Source organism: uncultured Rothia sp., assembly GCF_916049665.1.
GTDB lineage: Bacteria > Actinomycetota > Actinomycetes > Actinomycetales > Micrococcaceae > Rothia.
The window spans coordinates 23,194-42,406 of the sequence record NZ_CAJZIE010000008.1; the positions used below are offsets into that span (position 1 = coordinate 23,194).

Here is a 19,213-nt window from a genome sequence, read left to right on the forward strand (position 1 = left end):
GGGCGCAGTAGCCCGTCGAGGTATTCACTCTCACGGATTACACACAGCGGATTGCACACCGCGCGACACCATAAACCCCATCGTGGAGGTCCCCCATGAGTGTCAACACCGAGCTACTCAAGAATAGAGATTTTCGAAATACTCTTTTCGCCATTGGAGCCAACCAGCTCTCAGACTCGATGAGCTATATCACCACGCCCATCATTATTTTGGCGCTGACCGGCTCCCCCGAGGCCGCGAGTATCACCCTCTTTGTCGCGGGTGTTCTTGCCACCTGTGCCGGGGCGATATCCGGAACGTGGGTTGATAGAATCGGCCCCTCAAAGTGCCTGGCACTGTCCTGCATTGGCCAGGCGCTGTCCTGGGTGGCGATTCTTCTCTACCTCGTTTTCAACGTCACCAACATTTACGTTTTGGTGATTACGATTTCTCTCGCCGCCATTATTTCTACCTTCGACTACCCGAGTGAGCAGTCCATCATCACCCGCGTAGTCCCCAAGGAACACCTGGGGTACGCCTCCGGTATGGGTGAGACGCGCGAGTCCACCGCTAACCTGCTGGGCGGCCCGATCGCGGGCATCATTATCGGCTTCTCGACCGTGCTCATGACCGCCGTTCACGCGATTGTGAACCTGCTGGCGTTCATCGTCGCACCCAAGAGCTACGGTGCTAGTCGGCAGCCCGCAGAAGAGGAAGAAGGAGAGAAAACCAGCTTCTGGCAGGACTCAAAAGCCGGTTTCGAGTACATCCTGAAGAACAAGGTGCTGGTGTCCATTGCATTCGTTTCAACGCTCGCGAACTTTGGAACGGTCGGTATTCCGCTCACCTTCATCTACTACTACACCCTGGAGGGCGCACACCCGCTCTTCATTGGTATCTTTGCGAGCGCCTTCGGCGTGGGCGTGCTGCTCGGTTCGTTCCTGGTCGGCCCGCTGACCGAGAAGTTTGCGCTCGGCCCGTTGGGTATCACCTCGCTTGCCATCATGTCGGCGTGCTACCTGTTGCTGCCGGTGGTTCATTCGATGCTGTGGGCGGTGTGCCTGCTGATTGTGCTGGCGGGTATTGTGCTCCCTTCCTTCAACTCGAGCATTATTGCGTACATTAACGCATCCACCCCGGAGCATATGATCGGTCGCGTGCACTCGGTGCAGGGCATCCCGAACATGGCGCTGACCCCGCTGGCTGTTCTGCTGGCAGGCTTCCTCATTGTTGATTGGGGCATTACGTACACGGCACTGTTCTACGCGGTGTTCATTTTCCTGTCGCTGGTGGTGATGGTATTCCAGAAGCCGCTGCGTCAGCTGCCCCATATCTCGCAGGTACCGACCGCACAGTAGTTCCGCGGTAGCCCCGTCTATCAACTCATCTCAACGCCCCCGAAAGCGAATAATTCAACGTGCACTTGCATGAAAATTATTTTCCTTTCGGGGGTGTTCTACGTCCTTTTGAGGATTTCTGCACACAGTGCATGCTCATGATAATTCCCCTTATCAATGCGTATTTTTAGGGGTTTAAATGTTGCCGGTATTACGGCGAACCTTACGCCGCTTGTTGAAGGTTTTACGGCATAATAGGAAGGTGTTCGTTCTAACCTTTATTCAACGTTCCGCACAGCACTCACTCACTGCACTGTCGGACGAACTCGCAAAGCTCAACCCGCGTGTTGCCTTCGCCCAGACATACCCTGACGAAATTCAGGGCGCCTTCGACCGCGCCAGCGACGCACTGCACGCGGCGCTCATTGCCGCGCGCGATAACGGCTTCTGGGTCGGCATCGGAATCGGCGAGCTCAACATCCCCCGCTTCGCAGGCGCACTCGGTGCCGTCAGCACCACCGACTGCACCGGCGACGCCCTCGAATTCTCACGCCTCGCCGTCGAAGAAGCACAGGGAGGCGCACCCGTACGCTGCATCAGCGTCAGCGCCGACAACCGCCACCTCGCCGACCTCGCAGCAGGCTCCGCACGCCTGCTCTACCGCGTATGCGCCGACCGCACCGACGCCGAATGGCGCGTCGTCAACCTGCTCGTACCCGGCGTGCGCGGCCAGCAGAAAGCCGCCGCAACCGCACTCGGCATCACCACCCAGGCAGTCAGCCGCACCCTCGTCCGCTCCCTCTGGCATGAGGAGCAGGCGGCACGCGGTGCACTCATCGAGTTGCTGACCCGCATTGACCGTTCGCGCCGCCGCGCCACCTAACGCCGCCGCGCATCCCTCATTCTTTCGCGCTTGCCAGCCTATAGTGCCTACCAGCCTTTCGTGCCTGTCAGCGCGGAACCGAACACCTGATCCCGCCCGTGATGGTTGCACCCCCTGCCAGGGGTGGACCACCGGGCGGGACGCTTTTTAAACTCGGATACTCGCGCTCCCGTAACCACTTCCCCGGCAGGCAAAACTAGAGAAAAGGTAAACTTATCTTTATGCCTCTTTCAGAACTTTCCGTCAGCACCCAGAACTACCTCAAGGAAATCTGGAGCCTCGAAGAATGGGCCAAAACCCCTGCCACCGCATCCGCCCTGGCAGAGCGCATGGGCCTGCGCATTTCTTCGGTATCTGACGGCCTCAAGCGCCTCGCCGCCGCCGACCTGATCGAGCATCAGCCCTACGGTGCTATTGAGCTCACTGAAACCGGCCGTTCCTACGCCCTGGCGATGATTCGCCGCCACCGCCTCATTGAGACGTTCCTCGTTGAGACCCTCGGCTACACCTGGGACCGTGTGCACGACGAGGCGGAGGTTCTGGAGCACGCGGTATCCGACTTCATGGTGGACCGCATCGACACCCTGCTGGGGCACCCGACCCGCGACCCGCACGGCGACCCAATCCCGGACTCTTCGGGGCATATTAGTTTTCCGCAGACCGTGCCGCTGAGCCAGTGCGAACCCGGCGAAACAGTCGTGCTCGAACGCATTAACGATGATGACCCGCGCCTGCTGCGCTACCTGCAGGGCCACGGTTTTGTGCCCGGCGTGCGCCTGCACATTGAGGAGGGTGCGCCCTTCTCGGAGGCGGTGAACGTGAGCGTGGTCGGTGCCGGTTCCGGCAACCTGCACGAGACCGACGCAGAGGGTGCGGTGAAGCCCGGCGGCACCATCATTCCGTTGGGGGCGGAGGCGACCGCCTCCCTGTTTGTGTCCCGCACGGTGCGGTAGATACAGGGCGTTAGCGGCGGGTTTCTAGCCCGGTAATACGGGCGGGAACGCGCCCCAAGAACTTCAGAAGATAGCAATAGGCGGAAAGCCCCACGGTGGGACTTTCCGCCTATTGCTGTATTTGGTGAGTGTGTTCAGTGGGCTTCCTTAGGAAGCTGAGGGCTCAGTTTCTGTTGCAACGGTGCTGAGTCGGCGGGCGCGCATCCTGCCCAGCAGACCGTAGCGCGGGGCGAACACGTACGCAAGGGCGAACAGTATGCCCTGCGTGACGACCACGGCACCGCCGGGGGACACATCCGCGTGGTAGCTGGCGTACAGGCCGGTCAGCGTGCCCACCAGGGAGACTCCCACGCTCACCGCGAGCATGGGCACGAACCGGTCGGTAATGAGGCGCGCGGTGGAGCCGGGGATAACCAGCATCGCCACGACCAGCACCACGCCCACGATCTGCAACGCCACCACGGAAGTCAGCGCCAGCATAATGAGCAGCAGCGCGCCGAGCAGACGCGGACGCAGCCCCACCGCCTGCGCGAAGCCCGGATCGAAGGCGTACAGCACGAAGTCGCGGCGCTTGACCAGCAGCACGGCGGCAACCACCACCGCGAGGATAGCGACCTGCCAGACGTCCGACCAGGACACACCCAGCACGTTACCGAAGAGGATATGGTTCAGGTCGGTATTCGACGGCGTGACCGAAATCAGCACCAGACCGAACGCGAACATGGTCGTGAACACGATGCCGATCGCGGCGTCCTCGCGCACGCGTCCGCTGCGCCGCACCCCGCCGATGAGCGCCACTGCCAGGAGCGCGGCAACGACCGCACCCACCGCGAAGGGGGCACCGAAAATGTAGGCGAGCACCACGCCGGGCAGCACCGCGTGCGAGATTGCGTCACCCATGAGCGACCAGCCGAGCAGCACGAGCCAGCAAGAGAGCAGGGCGCAGACGGCGGCGGCGATGACGGTGACCACGAATGCGCGGAGCATGAAGGGCAGGGTCAGCGGCTCCACCAGAAAGTTGAGGATGTCCATTTAGTTCTTCCCTTCCGCAGAGCTGTTCGTAGTAGTGCCGGAGGCGGCAGCGCTGGAGGCGGCAGTCGGCGCACCGGCGTCCACCTCCATGCCGAAGGCACGCACCAGGTTCTCGGGGGCGAGCACCTTCTCGGGGGTGTCGTGCATCAGAATCTCACCGCGCAGCAGTAGCGCCTCGTCGGCGAACTGGCGCAGGGTCGCCAAATCGTGCGTGGAAACCAGCACGGTCGCGCCCTCGTCACGCAGCTGCTTGATGACCTGCATGAGCATCGCCTCGCTGCGCTTATCCACACCGGCGAAAGGCTCGTCCAGTAGCAGCAGCTGGGCACCCTGGGCAATAGCGCGTGCCACGAAGGCGCGCTTACGCTGGCCGCCCGAGAGCGCCCCAATCTGTCGGTCGGCAAGGTCGGTCAGTTCCACGCGGGCGAGCGCCTCATCCACGGCGGCACGGTCTGCGGCACGCAGGCGGCGGGTGATGCCGAGGTTGCGGTAGCGTCCCATGCTGACGACCTCACGCACGGAGATGGGGAAGGTCCAATCGATTTCTTCGCTCTGCGGCACGTAGCTGACGAGCCCGGCGCGGTGGTGATGCGCGCTCTTGCCGTGGTTACCGCCGACGGGCTGCCCGTCGAGGGTGATGCTTCCGGCGTGCATGGGCACGACCCCCATGATGGCTTTGAATAGGGTGGATTTGCCGGAGCCGTTCATGCCGATCAGGCCGCAGATACGCCCGGCGTCCAGGGTGAAGGATGCGCCGGTGAGGGCGCGGACCGGCCCGTAGTTCACGTGCACGTTATCGCAGGTGAGAAGTGACATTCGGTGGCTCTTTCGGGGTTTCTTCGGTGTGTTAGCGAATTGCTTGTGTTGATGAGTTGCTTGTGTGAGCGGGTGTTAACGGCGTGGGAGGAGCGGAGCCAAGAAGGCGACCGCCCCTCCTATCCTATCGGGGGTTTAGGGTTTACCCGGGGGTATTCAGGGTCTAGGAGTTGCCCTTGAGGCCCGCCACGATGGTGCGTGCGTCGTAGCGGATCATGTCCAGGTAGGTGGGCACAGGGCCGTTCGCCTCGGAGAGCGAGTCCACGTAAAGCACGCCACCAAATCGTGCGCCGGTGGCGTCTGCGACCTGGCGCATCGGGTTATCAGAGACGGTGGATTCGCAGAACACGGCGGGCACCTGGTTCTGGCGCACGTAATCAATCGCGGAGGAAATCTGCGAGGGGGTCGCCTGCTGTTCGGAGTTGACCGCCCAAATGTACTTTTCCTTCAGTCCCGCATCTGCCGCCAGGTAGGAGAAGGCACCTTCACAGGTGACCAGTGCGCGCTGGTTCTCGGGCAGGGTGGAGATTTCCTTGACGAGCTCGTCACGCACGCCCTGCAGCTGCTTCTTGTAGGCTTCGCCGCGGGACTTGTAGTCGGCGGCGTGGGCCGGGTCGAGGGCGCTAAATTCGCGAATCATCACGTCCACGTACTTTTGCACGTTGCTGGGGCTCATCCAGGCGTGGGGGTTGGGCTTGCCCTCGTAGGCGTCCTCGGTAATGGAGATGGGCGTAACCCCCTCGGAGACGGTCACGTGCTTGGCGTGGGACTCTTCCACGAACTTCGCGAACCAGGATTCAAGGTTCAGGCCGTTGTCGAGCACCAGGTCGGCGGCGTGCGCCTTCTTCAAGTCGGAGGGGGTGGGCTCGTACTCGTGGATTTCGGCGCCGGGCTTGGTGAGGGATTCGACGTTCAGGTCGTCGCCTGCCACGTTGCGGGCGATGTCTGCGAGCACGGTGAAGGTGGTGAGCACGGTCTTCTTGCTACTGCTGCTCTTAGCGCCGTCGGTGGTGCTGGCGGTGCTACCGCAGCCGGTGAGTACGAGTAGCAGGGTGAGTGCGAGGGCGGCGCAGAGCGCCTGGACGAGGCGGCGTGCGTTGCTGCCTGCGGGGGTGAGAGCGTTCATGAGGCATCCTTCGTTGGAAGTCACGGGTTTGAGTATGTGGTTGATGTGTGGGATGTGCCGCGCCGGGACGCTAGGGACACGGTGGTGTCTGCGCAGGCATCATAATGCGCTTTTGCCTGTCGTCCCGGGCGGAATTTAACAATAGTTCGGCTAGCCGAACTTTTCAACTAAGCCACACAGAAAACCTTGAAATATTGGCAGAAACCCAGGGGCAGGCATAGGACCAGCCACCCAGAGACAGGCACACAGAAGCACCAGCAGATACAGCAAAGGAGGCGAGGGTCCCCTCCCCCGCCTCCTTACTGCATACCGTTTCTACGGCAAGCTATCTAGTCGGCAATCTCAACCACGACCGGCGTGTGGTCACTCGCGCCTTCACCGGCACGTTCCACCTTATCGATCCAGGCGCGTTCCACGCGTGCGGCAAGCGCGGGCGAGAACAGCTGAAAGTCGATGCGCATGCCCTCATCCTTGGCGAAGCGGCCCGCCTGGTAGTCCCAGTAGGTGTATTCGCCCGGGGTGTGCGGGCGGACTACGTCCACCATGCCCTCATCGAGCAGGGCGGCGAAGGCGTGGCGCTCGGGCTCGGAGACGTGGGTCAGCTCGTTGTTGCGGAAGTAATCGATATCCCACACGTCGGTGTCTTCGGGTGCCACATTCCAGTCACCAACCAGGGCGAGCTGCGACTGCGGGTTAGCGGCAAGCTCGTTGTGCACGTTCTGACGCAGCGCCTCCATCCAACGGAGCTTGTAGTCCATGTGCGGGTCGGTCAGGCCGCGGCCGTTAGGCACGTAGAGGCTCCAGACACGCACGCCGCCGCAGGTCGCGCCAATCGCGCGCGCCTCCAGGACTTCGGGTTCGCCGGGCTTGCCGAAGTGCGGCTGATTGTCGAAGCCGCGCTGCACGTCCTCAAGGCCCACGCGGGAGGCGATTGCCACGCCATTCCACTGATTCAGGCCGAAGTGCGCGACCTCGTAGCCCATGAATTCGAAGAGGTCGAAGGGGAAGGTCTCGTCTTTGGTTTTGGTTTCTTGCAGGGCGAGCACGTCAACGTCGTGTTCGTCGAGCCAGTCTTCGACGCGGTTTTCGCGGGCGCGGATTGAGTTGATGTTCCAGGTGGCAATCTTCATGCTTTCTAGCTTAGCGGGTGCAGCGCAACCGCCTTTCATTACGCGGCGGCGCGGGCGCTCGCAACCTGCCAGAATAGCGCACCGCCCGCCAAAAACAGCGCACCGCCCGCCTGCGCAACCCATTGGGTCGCACCGGCGGGCGGTGAATATATGCGCTAGTCAGCGCTGATTCTAGCCAGCAACAACGTTAGTCGGCATTACTCCTAGTCAACGGCGGGGGTGCCCACAACCTTCAGGCCCTTATCGCCGTACACCTTGAGCATGTACAGGGCATCGGAGAAGTACAGGGGGCTGGCGGGGTCCACCACGTCTGCCGCGTCGTCACCGTCGCGGTCGACTTCGGGGTAGGCACCGAGCGTGCGGGTCGCCCAGCGGTTTTCGGTCTTGAACTGTTCAGTCTTCTTAACTTCGGCACGTAGCGGACGGCGGATCTGGCGCAGGCGTGCGGCACCGTCGGGGCTACCGGCGGCACGGTACAGGAACGCGGCGAGGGTGTGGCGGGTGGCGTAGTCGTCCGGGTGGAAGAGCCCGTCATCCCAGCCGGAGGTGATGCCCGCGTCCGCTGCCCAAATGTAGGCGGTGTAGTCGGGATCGGTGGTTGCCACATCCTTGTAGGGGGAGGTTGTGGGCAGGTTCTTGACGGTCGGCGATCCCGCCATGCGGTAGAGCATGCGCACGAGTTGGCCGCGGGTGACGGTTGCGCTGCTGTGGCGGCGGGTGACGATGTATTCTTCGCTGTCGAGGTAGCCGTGGCAGACCGCCCACACGCCGGGGGTGGCGCTCATGGTGCCGAGGAAGTTGGCGACGCATTCGACGTAGCTGGGGTCATCCTTGGGCTGCTCTGCCTTGATGACGAGCTGCAGGTTCACGACGGGTTTTGCGGCGTGGGCGGCAGGCTGTGCGCTCACTGCGGAGGTGACGGGTACGGCACCGAGGGCAAGCGCGAGGGTGAGGGCAAGGGCGCGGCGTGCGCGAGGAGCGGGTGTGAGTGCTCGGGAGATAACCGAAAACATGGGTTGTCCTTATGTAATTGTGGTTGATAACCGGCCGGAAGGAACCGGTTTTTAGGGTCGAATTTGGGGTCGCTAAATGGAGCGAATAAGAAAAGGGGAAAGGAGTGCGTTGAGGAATAGTGAGAAGCGGCAATGAATAGGGGCTAACGTGCGGCGATGCAGGTTTGTGTGTGCTGCGGGTAGCTATTCCGCATGCTGTCGCACGGCTATGGTGGTGCGCAGTGAATGGACTGTTTTACACCACCATAGAAAGTTTAAAGTACATATTGATATTTTATTCAATATTTAATTGAGACTTTTATCAACTAAAAATTAAACATTGTTCTAAATGACAAAACAGCTGCGAATGGTATGTATTCCATTCACAGCTGCTTTGATTTTTAGCTGATATATAGCGGTATAACGCACCCACTAGGGCACACGCGCCGGTCTACGATTCACAGGAAAGTTCCGAACCTGTTCGGGCGTGTCTGCTAGCCGCCGCCAGTCGCTATTAGCTACTGCTAACCGCGCATCACGTTGTAGGCTTCCTTGGTGAGCTGACCGGCGGGCGAGGTGGAGTGGCGCAACTCTTCAATTTCAATGACCACGTTCGCGCCAATTGCGCCGGTAACGTACACGCGGCGGCCGAGCATATTACCCTCACCAATGCGGTCATCCTTGGCGGTGCCTTCGGTGATGCGCAGGTCGTAAATCTTGTTCTCAATGTAGAAGCCGTACAAGGAGGCGGGCTTCTCCGGCGGGTTGTAGGAGACGGGCGCAACCATGCGGGTACCGCGCGCGTTGCGGCTGATGTACCAGTTTGCTGCCTCGTCGGCACCGGCGGCACCGCTGACGGTGCCAGCCCAGCTGGAGCCTTCCGCCTCGCAGCCGACGAAGATGTTGTGTGCCCACTCAACAATCCAGCCGTGACCCGCGTTCGAGCGTGCGGTGCAACCGATGAACATGTTGCGTTCACCCTGCACGATCCAGCCTGCGCCTGCGTGGCGGGTGGCGGGCTCGTAGAGGGCGTTCTTGTTGCTGGTGCGGTGGTTGCTGTTGCTGGAGCAGTTCTCGAACTTCGCCTGCGCCGCGTACACCTCGATACCGGCGTAGGAGCCGCCACTGAGGTTCGCCTCGGCAACGTCTACGCCGCGCAGCTTATTGTCTGCCGCGCCGGAGTTTTGGCCTTCGTTGGGGCGGCGGGGGTGGCCGGCGGGCTTGCCGAGCAGCAGGCCCTGGTTGAGGGTGCGGCGGATGGTCACGTCGTCAATTTTCATGCCCTGGTCGTCCAGGCCGAGCACGGCAACGCCGATGGCGGTGTCCCAGACTTCCACGCCGGCGATAACGGGCACGATGTCCGGCTCGTTGAGCAGGTCGCCGGTCAGGTGGGTGTGGAAGATGACGCCGGCGACATTGTTCAGCGGGGCGGTGTGCGCATCCAGCGAGTAGCTACTGATGGGGGTGTTGGCGGCGTTGGTGCGGATGTGCAGGTTGCGCACACCCATGCGCATGGGCTTGTTGGCGTTGTAGCTACCGTAGACGGGCGTGGTGTAGCTGCCGACGTGGAACACGCCGGTGTATTCGGTGTGGCCGCTGGTGGTGGTGGGGATGGCGCGGTCGGAGTGCGCGATGACGACGGTTGAGGAGCCGTAGCCGAAGATTTCGACGCGGTGCTTGATGTCGATGAAGGGGTAGGAGACGCGGTAGATGCCGCGGGGTAGTTCTACGGATCCGCCGCCGCGTGCGGCGACGTCGTCGACTGCTTTTTGGATGGCTGCGGTGGAGTCTTTGGCACCGGTGGGGTCTGCGCCGTAGTTGATGGCGTTGATGCTCATGGGCGTATCGGGCATGAGGGGCTCAATTCTTTCGATGGGTACCGCGTTCGGTGCTGAAGGCGGCGCGGGTGAGTGAATTGAGTGAATACGGCAGCGGTGAATACGGTGCTGCGTGGGTGCAGTGTTGAGTTTGTGTGGTGCGGTGTGTTGGGCGCATTTCTGCGGATGTGTTGGCGTGTGCGGGTCTGTGCACCGGCAGACCTGCCCCTGCTCAAGGGTACCGCATTGAGCGTGTGGGGGCGATGACCGGGCACTGTGATGCCCACTCCCCTGCCGCCTCAAGCGGCTCTCGCCAACACCCTCTACCGCCGCATCGTGCGAGGCGTTAAACGTCTGAGGGGCGGGGATTACTCCCCGCCCCTCATGCGTATGCGTTTTAAGATTTTGTGATCACGAGCCTCAGCCCGCAGGGCTCAACCCGTGAGGGTTAGCCCATGAACACGCCGTTGCCGCGCTTCTCCAGCTGCTTCGGCGCAAAGGTTGCGTGGCGGATGTGGTCCACCTCGATGAGCACGTTATCGCCCATCGCGCCAGTCACGTGAACGCGGCGGCCAACCATGTTGTTATCACCAATACGGTCATCCTTCGCGGACGCAGTCGTAATGTGCATATCGCGAATGTTGTTCTCAATGTAGAAACCGTACAGGGAAGCCTTCGCCCAGCTGTAAGGGTTGTGCGAGCGAGGAGCCACGAAGCGGCTACCGCGTGCGTTACGGCCAATGTACCAGTTCGCTGCCTCGTCACCCTTAGCGGCGCCGGTAACAGCGTCCTGGAAGCTGGAAGACTCGCCCAGGCAGCCAATGAACTGGTTGTTGCCCCACTCCACGAGCCAGCCGTGGCCGGCGTTCTCCTGGGCGGTGCAGCCAATGAACATGTTGCGGGTGCCCTGAATGAACCAGCCTGCGCCCACGTGGCGGGTCTTCACCTCGTACAGGGCGTTCTTACCCTGGTTACGCTTGTTGAACCAGCTAGTGGACGCCTCGAACTTGGACTGAGAAGTGTAAATCTCGATACCCGCGTAGGTGCCGAAGCTCATGTTTGCGTCAGAGACGTCAATCATGGAGAACTTGTTGTCTGCCGCGCCAGGGGTGTCACCCTCGCGGGCACGCAGCGGGTGGCCGACGGGCTTACCGACGAGCAGGCCCTGGCGCAGGGTCTGGCGGATGCGCAGCTTATCAATCTTCATGCCCTGGTCGTCCAGGCCCAGGATGGCAACGCCGATGGCGGTGTCCCAGATTTCGATGTTGGACAGGGTGGGCACTGCGTCCGGCTCACCGGGGTTAGCGTCCGCAATGCGGGTGTGGAAGATGACGCCTGCAACGTTGTCGACGGGCTGGGTGTGCTTCTCCAGGAAAATCTGGTTGCTCTTAGAATCCAGCGGCAGGTTGTACTTGTTGGTGCGGATGAACAGGTCACGCACGCCCATGCGCATGGGCTTGTTCTGGTTGGTGCCACCGCTCATGGGGGTGGTGTAGCTACCGGTGTGGAAAACGCCGGTGCATTCGTAGCTACCGTTCTTGGTGGAGGGGATGCTCTTGTCGGTGAAAGCAACGATTCGGGTTGCCTGACCGTGGCCGAAGATCTCGACGCGGTGCTTCATTTCGATGAAGGGGTAGGAGACGCGGTACATGCCGCCGGGAATCTCCACAGAGCCGCCGCCCTGCGCAGCAACATCATCGATAGCCTTCTGGATAGCGCTAGTGGAGTCTCGTACGCCGGTGGGGTCAGCGTTGTACTTGGAATCGCATACGTTCACGCTCATGATGGTAGCCATGGAGTGTCCTCTTTCTTGGCGGATACAGAACAGCGATTAGCGCATAGATAGTGTCTTCTACGCGCGTCATTAAGCTGAGTGTATCCAGTTGTGTTTGAGTGAATAAGTGATTTTGAGCTTCCTTCCGGTTGAGTGAGTGAGTCTCTTCCGGTGTGGGATGCGGTCGGGGAGTGAGTCCGCCGCATCAATGCTCGTGGGTGGTGTGAGGGAGTGAATCTCAACCATTCCCATGTGAGTCATAAATTCTTGCATGCAGGATGCGAATCTGTCTAACCCACGACAAAACATTCTAGGGCAAAATTGGGGATTTTTCGCCGCCCAACACCCGATAGTGTTGATTGTCTCGCTCGTCACTTTGGTGCAATAGAGTGCAGATAACCCACAGAAAACCAACTGACCAGTATAAATACCACATTTTGCACGTAAATGCACTAGTCAGAGAGTTTTTCGATGAGTGCGCGCTATATCACTTCATAGACGGGTCATCCAGACCCAAAGAACCCATTAAAACCCCTCATCAGAGGCTTATCGCACAGGTTCGGAGGTGCCGCACGTATCCGTCGGAGTGCCCGCCGGGATGCCCACCAGGGAGCCCGCTAGCCACCCTAGCAGGCACCCGGCGAGCGCCCCAGCAGATAGGGTTCAAGCCCCTACTGAACTTCCTTCGCGGAGGCGGCACCCACCACATCCAGGCGCGCATAGCGGCCCGCAAGCCAGGTACAAATCATCAGCTGAACCTGGTGGAAAATCATGATCGGCAGCATCATCAGACCCAGCGAACCAGCACCAAAAATAATGATCGCCATCGGCAGGCCAGCCGCCAGAGACTTCTTCGAACCGCAGAACTGAATCGTAATGCGGTCGGCACGGTTAAAGCCCAGACGCTTAGCCAACTGGTCGGTCAGCCACAGCATGAACACCACGATAATCGCCATGAGCACGACCAGCAGCACAATCTGCCACCACGCCACGCGCGTCCACACGCCCTGCACCACCGAGGCGGAGAACGCCGAATACACAATCATCATGACCGAGAACTTATCCAGCCACTTGGTCGTCGGCTTCTTCGCGAACTCCCCCACCCAGCGGCGCGTCAGCTGACCGAGCACGAACGGCAAGAACAACTGAATGGCGATGTCCAGGAAGACCGTGCCGGAGAACTCAATATGCCCCGTGTTCATCAGCAACATGGCGAGCAGCGGGGTCGCCACCACACCCACAATCGAGGAGAGCGAGGCGCTCACAATCGCCGCCGCCACGTTACCGCCCGCAATCGAGGTGAACGCAATCGACGCCTGCACGGTCGAGGGAACAAAAGTCAAGAACAGAATGCCCATGTACAGCCCGTCACCGAGCACAAAACGCAGCGGTGAGAGTGCCAAACCGACCAAGGGGAACAGCACGAAAGTGCAGCTCAGAATCATCAGGTGCAGACGCCAGTGGGTCAGGCCGCGAATCGCCTCCGCGGTGGAGAGGCGGGCGCCGTACAGGTAGAACAGCAGGGCGACCGCGAACTTCGTTCCGGCGCTGAACCAGTCGGCGAAGTCGCCGCGCGCTGGCACGATAATTGCGAGGATGACCGCGCTAATGAGCATGGTCAGCAGCGGGTCGAGTTTGATGGAGCGAAGTGATGAAAGCATGGTTTCCATTCTAGAACTGCACCCCGCGGCGGACGCTGGGGCGGGTGCTTCTTCTCACCTGGGGGTCACGCAGGGAGAGCTTAGGAGTGTGCAGGAGGCGGTTAACAGCCGAACCCGCCGGAGTGCCTTAGCACCCCGACGGGTTCGTGAAGGTTATTGAGCTGTGCGGCTCAGGTCAGGCGTTCAGAGTAGGCTCAGTGGCTACTTCTTATCGCCGTCGAAGCCGTAACCGTACGAGCCGCCCTCAGAGGAGCCGCTACCGTACTGGCCGTAACCGTACTGCTCGGGCTGGCCGTTAGGCTGACCGGTAGAAGGCTGCTCGGGAGCAGGCTGACCTGCACCGTTCTGACCAGCTGCAGGCTGACCGAAGCCGGGCTGCTGACCGTAAGACGGCTGACCCGGTGCGGTCGCCTGCGGGCCACCGGGCGCACCCGGTGCCGGCATACCACCTGCGGCGGCGTACGCATCCCAACGCTGACCGTGGAAGGCACGAGCCTGCTCGGTGAGCCAGCCAGCGAACAGGGTCGAGTTCGCATCGAACTCGGGGGCGTTCTCGGGCTTGGGGTACACGTCCACGGTTTCCAGGGTGTGGTCAGCCCACGCGTCCTGGTGCTCACGCATGAACTCGGTGGACTGAATCGGGTCAGGCCACATGTGCACCGGCTCAGACGCCGGAATCAGGACCGGAACGCGCGGTGCGGTGTCCTTGACCGGGTTCTCAGTCGGACGCCAGAACAGGCGGCCGGGCTGGGTGCGGTCACGCAGCGCGTGCGCACGCCAGGTGAGAATCGGGTGGCTTGCCAGCAGGTTCACGTACCAGACGGCAAGGCCGCGGTCGGTGACGGCACGGTCGGCGAGCTCATCGAAGTTGACCTGCTTGTTCAGGTACTTACCCGCCGCAAGCACCTTGACAGCGCCCTCAGCGCCCTCGGGGCAGAAGCGGTAGCCAAAATTGTCGGCGGTGTACTCCTGCGAGCGGGACAGCGCACTCGACAGCACCGGAATCTGGTTGAACAGCGTAGTGAAAATCAGACGGAAATAACCAACGTGACCTGCGGCGATGTGGCCCACCTCGTGGCCGATAATGAAGCGCAGCGCCTGCGGATCACGGGACTTACCACCGATTTCGAACAGGTCGGAGTACAGGCAGATGTAGCGACGGAAACCGTGACCTGCCGCGAAAGCATTCATCGTGCCGTTACCGAGGATGACGTACGCATCCGGCACACGGCGCAGGCCCGCAGCCTCAGCTGCTTCGGCGAGCATCTGGTACGCCTCAGGGAACTGGGTCGGGGTGATGCGCACACCGTGAACACGCTGCTGCGCGTAGTAGATTGCACGAACGATAAAGACGGCAATCGGGCCCAGGATGAGCAGACCAACCGTCTGGAAAATCAGGTCTTCCAGGCTCGCGGAGGTGCTACCGGAAGAAGGTACTCGAACCGAACCTTCACCGGTTGAGCTGAAGAGGTAACGCATCATCGAGCTGAACAGGTCGGCAAGCGCCATGAACAGCACAATGTAGCCGACCGCGGTGACCGCGTAGGCGGCGACCAGCCACGGAATTTCGGAGGGGTGACGCAGCGCGTGCAGCACCTTCGGCGGCAGCATCGACTGGTAGGCGAAGAGCTTCGGCTGGGGCAGGGGGCTGACCGGCTTCTGGCGCTCGTCTTCGGGGAGCCAGCCGGCGGAGAGGTCCTGCGGGAGGGGGTCACCGGGGGCACGGAATGCCTGCTGGCCGGGCTGGGCGTTGAACTGCCCGCCGGGCTGCTGGTGGTTTTCGGGAGGTTGAGTCATGTCTCGTCCGCTTCGTATCGAGTGTTATCTGATTCCACTCTATCGTTTTTGGGCACTTACTAGTGAATGTGAATGCGCTTTTTCTCATAGAATGCCCATTCGCGACGCTACAGTGCGCCACAGCGCAAGGGGCATACCGCCTCGCGGGTATAAAGTAATCCGCCGCGGCACCCATACAGAATGGGCGCCACGGCGGATCACGTTACGCTGTACCGCCTACACGGCGGGGTGCGCGGGGCTTAGAGGCTCTTGACGAGTTCCTCGGTAGCCTCAGCGATAGCCTTCTCCTCGTTGGTGGGGATGACCAGCACCTTGATAGCGGAATCCTCGGTGGAAATCACGCGGGGCTCGGGGGAACGCTTAGCGTTCTCTTCCTCGTTGTACTTGATGCCCAGGGGGCCGAGGCGGTCCAGGACCAGCTTGCGGAAGTCGCCAGAGTTCTCACCGATACCAGCGGTGAAGATCAGTGCCTGCGCGCCGCCAACGACCAGGTTGTAGCCGCCAATGTACTTCATCAGGCGGTAGGAGGTCATGTCCAGTGCGAGCTGTGCACGCTCGTCGCCGGACTGTGCAGCCTCAACGACCTTACGCATATCGTTGGAGCCAGCCAGTGCGAGCAGGCCGGACTCCTTGTTCAGGATGGTGTCCAGGCGTGCACCGTCGATGCCCTCACGAACCAGGATGGTGGTCAGTGCCGAGGGGTCGATGTCGCCGGAGCGGGTACCCATGATCAGGCCAGCCAGCGGGGTGTAGCCCATGGAGGTGTCGACGGACTTGCCGCCCTTCACAGCGGTCACGGACGCGCCGTTACCGAGGTGAGCAACAATGCCGTTGAACTCGTCGCGTGCAATGCCGAGCATGTCAGCTGCAACGTGGGAGACGTACTCGTGGCTGGTGCCGTGGAAGCCGTAACGGCGGATGCTGTACTTGTCAGCCAGGTCGTAGGGGATTGCGTAGCGCCATGCTTCTTCAGGCATGGTGGAGTGGAACGCGGTGTCGAAGATAGCAACCTGCGGCAGGGAGGGCCACTTGTGCATTGCTGCGCGCATACCCTGAGCGTGTGCGGGGTTGTGCAGCGGTGCCAGCGGGGAGAGGTCGTCGATCTGCTGGACAACTTCCTCGGTCAGCAGGGTGGGGTGGGTGAACTTCTCTGCACCCTGCACCACGCGGTGGCCGACTGCCTGCAGCTCGCGGCCGTGCAGGACGGGCTCAAGCTTCTCAGACATGATGTCGAATGCGACTTCGTGGTTGGGGACGTCGGTGCCGATGTTTTCGACGAGGCCGGAGGTCAGCATCTGCTCTGCCTCGGGCAGGGAGGTGTCACGCACCTGGTACTTCAGGGAGGAAGAACCAGCGTTCACAACGAGAATAAGCATGAAAGTATCTTCTTTCGTAGTTTTCTTTTCGTTCCATTCTCGCACTTTTCGAGCCTGCGTGCGAGACGGCCCCGACTGTGTTTTTGGCGGGGGTTTTTGTCGCGGGCGGTATCAGGGCATTAACGGGGGCAGGAGGCGCGGGGGCTCATCCCCGCGCATACGGGGAACGCTTTCGGTTGAGGATGCGGGTGTGCGTGAGTCGGGGCTCATCCCCGCGCATACGGGAAAACAGTGCGTCACCGAGTACACGATCCCGGACAGCGGGCTCACCCCCGCGCATACGGGGAAAACGCTTCTGCTTTGAAGAACCGTAAGCGTGACTAGGGCTCATCCCCGCGCATACGGGGAAAACATAGACCGGTTCAACCCAGCCTTCTGGCGCACGGGCTCACCCCCGCGCATACGGGGAAAACATGACCCTCTACGACGAGTGGCTGACTGACAAGGCATAATACCCATCCAAAGACCAAAAAAAATATTCAGTTTCCACACGTATACATATATAAAAGGGATGAGTAGACGATTACTCGCCTACGGTGACCCGCCGCCCGTGGCGGCTGGCCTTGACGCATCCAACGCCGCATCCCCCAACACCACCGAAACAGCGGCATCAGAGTCAGCAACTCCGCGTCCATTTAGACTCTCCCCCGTGCCGGGGGCGAGTTGCGCCTCATGCATCCGCACGGCCTCCGCACGGATATTACGTGCCGCATTCACGTCACGATCAATCCGCACACCACAGGCCGCGCACTCAAAGACACGCACGCGAAGGTCGAGCTTGGTTTTCGCTCGTGCTCCGCAGGCGCTACACGCCTGAGAGGACGCAAAGAAGCGGTCAATAATCTGTACCTGCGAGCCGTACCAGCTGGATTTATACTCCAGCTGACGGCGCAGTGTACCAAAAGCGGCGTCCAGAATGGACCGGTTCAGCCCGGCCTTCTGGCGCACACGCTTACCCGGTGCCTCAACGGTACCGGCAGCTGAGGCAGTCATACCCGCCACAGCCAAGTCTTCAAGCCCAATGAGGGTATACCCAGTGCTCAAGCGCTTAGAAACCTGATGCAAACCAGACTCACGGCGCAAGGCTACCAGGTGGTGGTGCCGTGCAATCTGCTGCACGATACGGGCACGACGCTTAGAGCCCTTCTGAGCGCGCGCGAGGGCACGCTGAAGACGCACCAGGCGTTTCTCAGCGGTACGTGCCCAGCGGGGATTAGCCAGGGTAGGGTCACCGTCACCAGTGAACTCCAGGGAAGGGTACCGCGCGAAACGTTGCGGTGCCTGCTCGTCAGAGAGCGCGGCGAGGTAGCGTACGCCCAGGTCTACACCGACAGCACCAGCAGAACGCTGGGCGCGGGTAGGGGTAGTAGACGGGCGGGTGAGCTCCACGAGGATAGAGACATACCACCGGTCAGCGGCACGAGATACCGTGTAGGAACGAATTTCAGCACCAGCACGCACCGCCTTGACGAGGTGACGAGTAGTGTCATGGGTGCGGATAACACCCAGGTGCGAGAGGCGCACGTGGCGGTAGTCCTCAATGGTCGGGGTAGTATTGATGCCGCGGCGCTTCAGCTGCGCCTTGCGGCGTGCGTATTCGGGCTCGCCGCGTAGGTATGCGGTGCCGTAGGCGCCGATAGTCTCCGGGGCGGGGATAGTGAAAGAATCACGGCTAGCACCCTTGCGCTTGAAGCGGGGCGTGCCGACGAGTCGGCCAGCACGAGCACCGGTACGGGAATCGAAAAAATTTTTCCACGCCTTATCGGCAGATTGCAGCCCTGAGACGAGGACTCGGCGGGGGATGGTGTGCATCCACGGCTCGGAGGACCGCTCGGTCTCGGGCCATACGGTGGTGGGGTCGGCACCGGCGTCGATGGCTTTGCCTGCGGCTCGGTGACGATTGATTTCAGGGGTCAGGTAATTGGTTCCGTATGCCCCATAACCAATGGACTTATACGTTGCGTCACTTTTGGATAAAGTCTTGAGCTCAGCCTTAACCGTGGCCTCGTCGTCGCCTGCGTCAATGCGGGCGTGCCAGTAGTCTGCTCGGGCGCGGGAGACATCGAGATTGTGGGCAGTGAGGAGGTTGTAGGCGTAGCGTGCTGCGCCTGCGCATTGTGCCAGGGCAATTTTTTGTGCCTGGGTGGGGTCGAGACGGAACTTATAGGCGCGGAGCGTAGTGTCAGCGTCGGTGCTGATTTTCATAGCCATGGCCTTTCCTCCTCTTCTACGAGCTATAGAGATAAGCTGTTTGGAAATCTCTTATAACAACCGTAGGGGATACCCCTGACAAGATAAGGGGTATTTTGGGGTACCCAAGAATATTTTGAAAATAAATTCTTCCACAGCCACAGAACCGATACATGGGATTTTTGTTGGGGTGCAACGTTTAGAAACGAGGACTACACCGGGGTGGCAGCGAGAAAAATAGTGTAAAAAATCGCCATTTTTTCACTATCCCCCTAATTCTCAGAAAATAGTGAAAAAATCGGCGATTTTTTCATAATCCAGGTCACAAATAGGCAGTTAGGGTGCTAGAC

At 60.8% G+C, this 19,213-nt stretch carries 14 protein-coding genes and 1 CRISPR repeat array; of the genes, 3 read left to right on the forward strand and 11 right to left on the reverse strand.

What is annotated here, in order from left to right; translation table 11 throughout:
- Nucleotides 1-95 precede the first annotated feature (95 nt).
- From QZ540_RS01450 to QZ540_RS01460, 3 genes are all read left to right on the forward strand, one after another.
- A complete protein-coding gene (locus QZ540_RS01450) occupies nucleotides 96-1,337 on the forward strand; it encodes an MFS transporter (protein ID WP_294627174.1) in 1,242 nt (413 codons plus the stop codon).
- Nucleotides 1,338-1,578: 241 nt separating this feature from the next.
- Complete coding sequence (locus QZ540_RS01455; RefSeq protein WP_005507641.1) at nucleotides 1,579-2,199, forward strand: hypothetical protein; 621 nt, start codon at nucleotides 1,579-1,581, stop codon at nucleotides 2,197-2,199.
- Between the two features lie 221 nt (nucleotides 2,200-2,420).
- Complete coding sequence (locus QZ540_RS01460; RefSeq protein ID WP_294627175.1) at nucleotides 2,421-3,152, forward strand: metal-dependent transcriptional regulator; 732 nt, start codon at nucleotides 2,421-2,423, stop codon at nucleotides 3,150-3,152.
- A gap of 147 nt (nucleotides 3,153-3,299) precedes the next feature.
- Here the strand turns inward: QZ540_RS01460 and QZ540_RS01465 are convergent, their stop codons facing one another.
- The 11 genes from QZ540_RS01465 to QZ540_RS01515 all read right to left on the reverse strand — a co-directional run bounded on the left by QZ540_RS01465 (nucleotide 3,300) and on the right by QZ540_RS01515 (nucleotide 18,884).
- Nucleotides 3,300-4,184 (reverse strand): metal ABC transporter permease, encoded by an 885-nt coding sequence (locus tag QZ540_RS01465; protein ID WP_294627176.1) that lies wholly within the window; start codon nucleotides 4,182-4,184, stop codon nucleotides 3,300-3,302.
- Nucleotides 4,185-5,000, reverse strand: coding sequence for a metal ABC transporter ATP-binding protein (locus QZ540_RS01470; protein WP_294627177.1), 816 nt, complete (start codon nucleotides 4,998-5,000; stop codon nucleotides 4,185-4,187).
- 163 nt (nucleotides 5,001-5,163) lie between these two features.
- A complete protein-coding gene (locus QZ540_RS01475) occupies nucleotides 5,164-6,126 on the reverse strand; it encodes a metal ABC transporter substrate-binding protein (RefSeq protein WP_294627178.1) in 963 nt (320 codons plus the stop codon).
- 329 nt (nucleotides 6,127-6,455) lie between these two features.
- Nucleotides 6,456-7,256 carry an exodeoxyribonuclease III gene (locus tag QZ540_RS01480; RefSeq protein ID WP_294627179.1) on the reverse strand — a complete coding sequence of 267 codons (801 nt, stop codon included), beginning with the start codon at nucleotides 7,254-7,256 and terminating at the stop codon, nucleotides 6,456-6,458.
- Between the two features lie 203 nt (nucleotides 7,257-7,459).
- Nucleotides 7,460-8,269 carry an S-layer homology domain-containing protein gene (locus QZ540_RS01485; RefSeq protein ID WP_294627180.1) on the reverse strand — a complete coding sequence of 270 codons (810 nt, stop codon included), beginning with the start codon at nucleotides 8,267-8,269 and terminating at the stop codon, nucleotides 7,460-7,462.
- A 503-nt stretch (nucleotides 8,270-8,772) separates the two neighbouring features.
- Nucleotides 8,773-10,101 carry a glycosyl hydrolase family 28-related protein gene (locus QZ540_RS01490; protein ID WP_294627182.1) on the reverse strand — a complete coding sequence of 443 codons (1,329 nt, stop codon included), beginning with the start codon at nucleotides 10,099-10,101 and terminating at the stop codon, nucleotides 8,773-8,775.
- Nucleotides 10,102-10,513: 412 nt separating this feature from the next.
- Nucleotides 10,514-11,860, reverse strand: a complete 1,347-nt coding sequence (locus QZ540_RS01495; protein WP_294627184.1) for a glycosyl hydrolase family 28-related protein — start codon at nucleotides 11,858-11,860, stop codon at nucleotides 10,514-10,516.
- A 650-nt stretch (nucleotides 11,861-12,510) separates the two neighbouring features.
- Nucleotides 12,511-13,500: a bile acid:sodium symporter family protein gene (locus tag QZ540_RS01500; protein WP_294627186.1), complete on the reverse strand. Its 990-nt coding sequence runs from the start codon at nucleotides 13,498-13,500 to the stop codon at nucleotides 12,511-12,513.
- A gap of 201 nt (nucleotides 13,501-13,701) precedes the next feature.
- Nucleotides 13,702-15,297 carry a M48 family metallopeptidase gene (locus QZ540_RS01505; RefSeq protein ID WP_294627188.1) on the reverse strand — a complete coding sequence of 532 codons (1,596 nt, stop codon included), beginning with the start codon at nucleotides 15,295-15,297 and terminating at the stop codon, nucleotides 13,702-13,704.
- 239 nt (nucleotides 15,298-15,536) lie between these two features.
- Nucleotides 15,537-16,673 (reverse strand): acetate/propionate family kinase, encoded by a 1,137-nt coding sequence (locus tag QZ540_RS01510; protein ID WP_294627189.1) that lies wholly within the window; start codon nucleotides 16,671-16,673, stop codon nucleotides 15,537-15,539.
- A 141-nt stretch (nucleotides 16,674-16,814) separates the two neighbouring features.
- Nucleotides 16,815-17,084: direct repeats of the CRISPR family, unit length 19 nt; unit sequence CCCCGCGCATACGGGGAAA.
- A gap of 120 nt (nucleotides 17,085-17,204) precedes the next feature.
- Nucleotides 17,205-18,884 carry a transposase gene (locus tag QZ540_RS01515; protein WP_294627191.1) on the reverse strand — a complete coding sequence of 560 codons (1,680 nt, stop codon included), beginning with the start codon at nucleotides 18,882-18,884 and terminating at the stop codon, nucleotides 17,205-17,207.
- Nucleotides 18,885-19,213 lie beyond the last annotated feature (329 nt).

Excerpts from the sequence above, each read along its gene's own strand:
- QZ540_RS01450 (WP_294627174.1), top strand. The coding sequence starts at position 96 with ATGAGTGTCAACACCGAGCTACTCAAGAATAGAGATTTTCGAAATACT.
- QZ540_RS01460 (WP_294627175.1), top strand. The coding sequence starts at position 2,421 with ATGCCTCTTTCAGAACTTTCCGTCAGCACCCAGAACTACCTCAAGGAA.
- QZ540_RS01465 (WP_294627176.1), bottom strand. The coding sequence starts at position 4,184 with ATGGACATCCTCAACTTTCTGGTGGAGCCGCTGACCCTGCCCTTCATG.
- QZ540_RS01470 (WP_294627177.1), bottom strand. The coding sequence starts at position 5,000 with ATGTCACTTCTCACCTGCGATAACGTGCACGTGAACTACGGGCCGGTC.
- QZ540_RS01475 (WP_294627178.1), bottom strand. The coding sequence starts at position 6,126 with ATGAACGCTCTCACCCCCGCAGGCAGCAACGCACGCCGCCTCGTCCAG.
- QZ540_RS01480 (WP_294627179.1), bottom strand. The coding sequence starts at position 7,256 with ATGAAGATTGCCACCTGGAACATCAACTCAATCCGCGCCCGCGAAAAC.
- QZ540_RS01485 (WP_294627180.1), bottom strand. The coding sequence starts at position 8,269 with ATGTTTTCGGTTATCTCCCGAGCACTCACACCCGCTCCTCGCGCACGC.
- QZ540_RS01490 (WP_294627182.1), bottom strand. The coding sequence starts at position 10,101 with ATGCCCGATACGCCCATGAGCATCAACGCCATCAACTACGGCGCAGAC.
- QZ540_RS01495 (WP_294627184.1), bottom strand. The coding sequence starts at position 11,860 with ATGGCTACCATCATGAGCGTGAACGTATGCGATTCCAAGTACAACGCT.
- QZ540_RS01500 (WP_294627186.1), bottom strand. The coding sequence starts at position 13,500 with ATGCTTTCATCACTTCGCTCCATCAAACTCGACCCGCTGCTGACCATG.
- QZ540_RS01505 (WP_294627188.1), bottom strand. The coding sequence starts at position 15,297 with ATGACTCAACCTCCCGAAAACCACCAGCAGCCCGGCGGGCAGTTCAAC.
- QZ540_RS01510 (WP_294627189.1), bottom strand. The coding sequence starts at position 16,673 with ATGCTTATTCTCGTTGTGAACGCTGGTTCTTCCTCCCTGAAGTACCAG.
- QZ540_RS01515 (WP_294627191.1), bottom strand. The coding sequence starts at position 18,884 with ATGGCTATGAAAATCAGCACCGACGCTGACACTACGCTCCGCGCCTAT.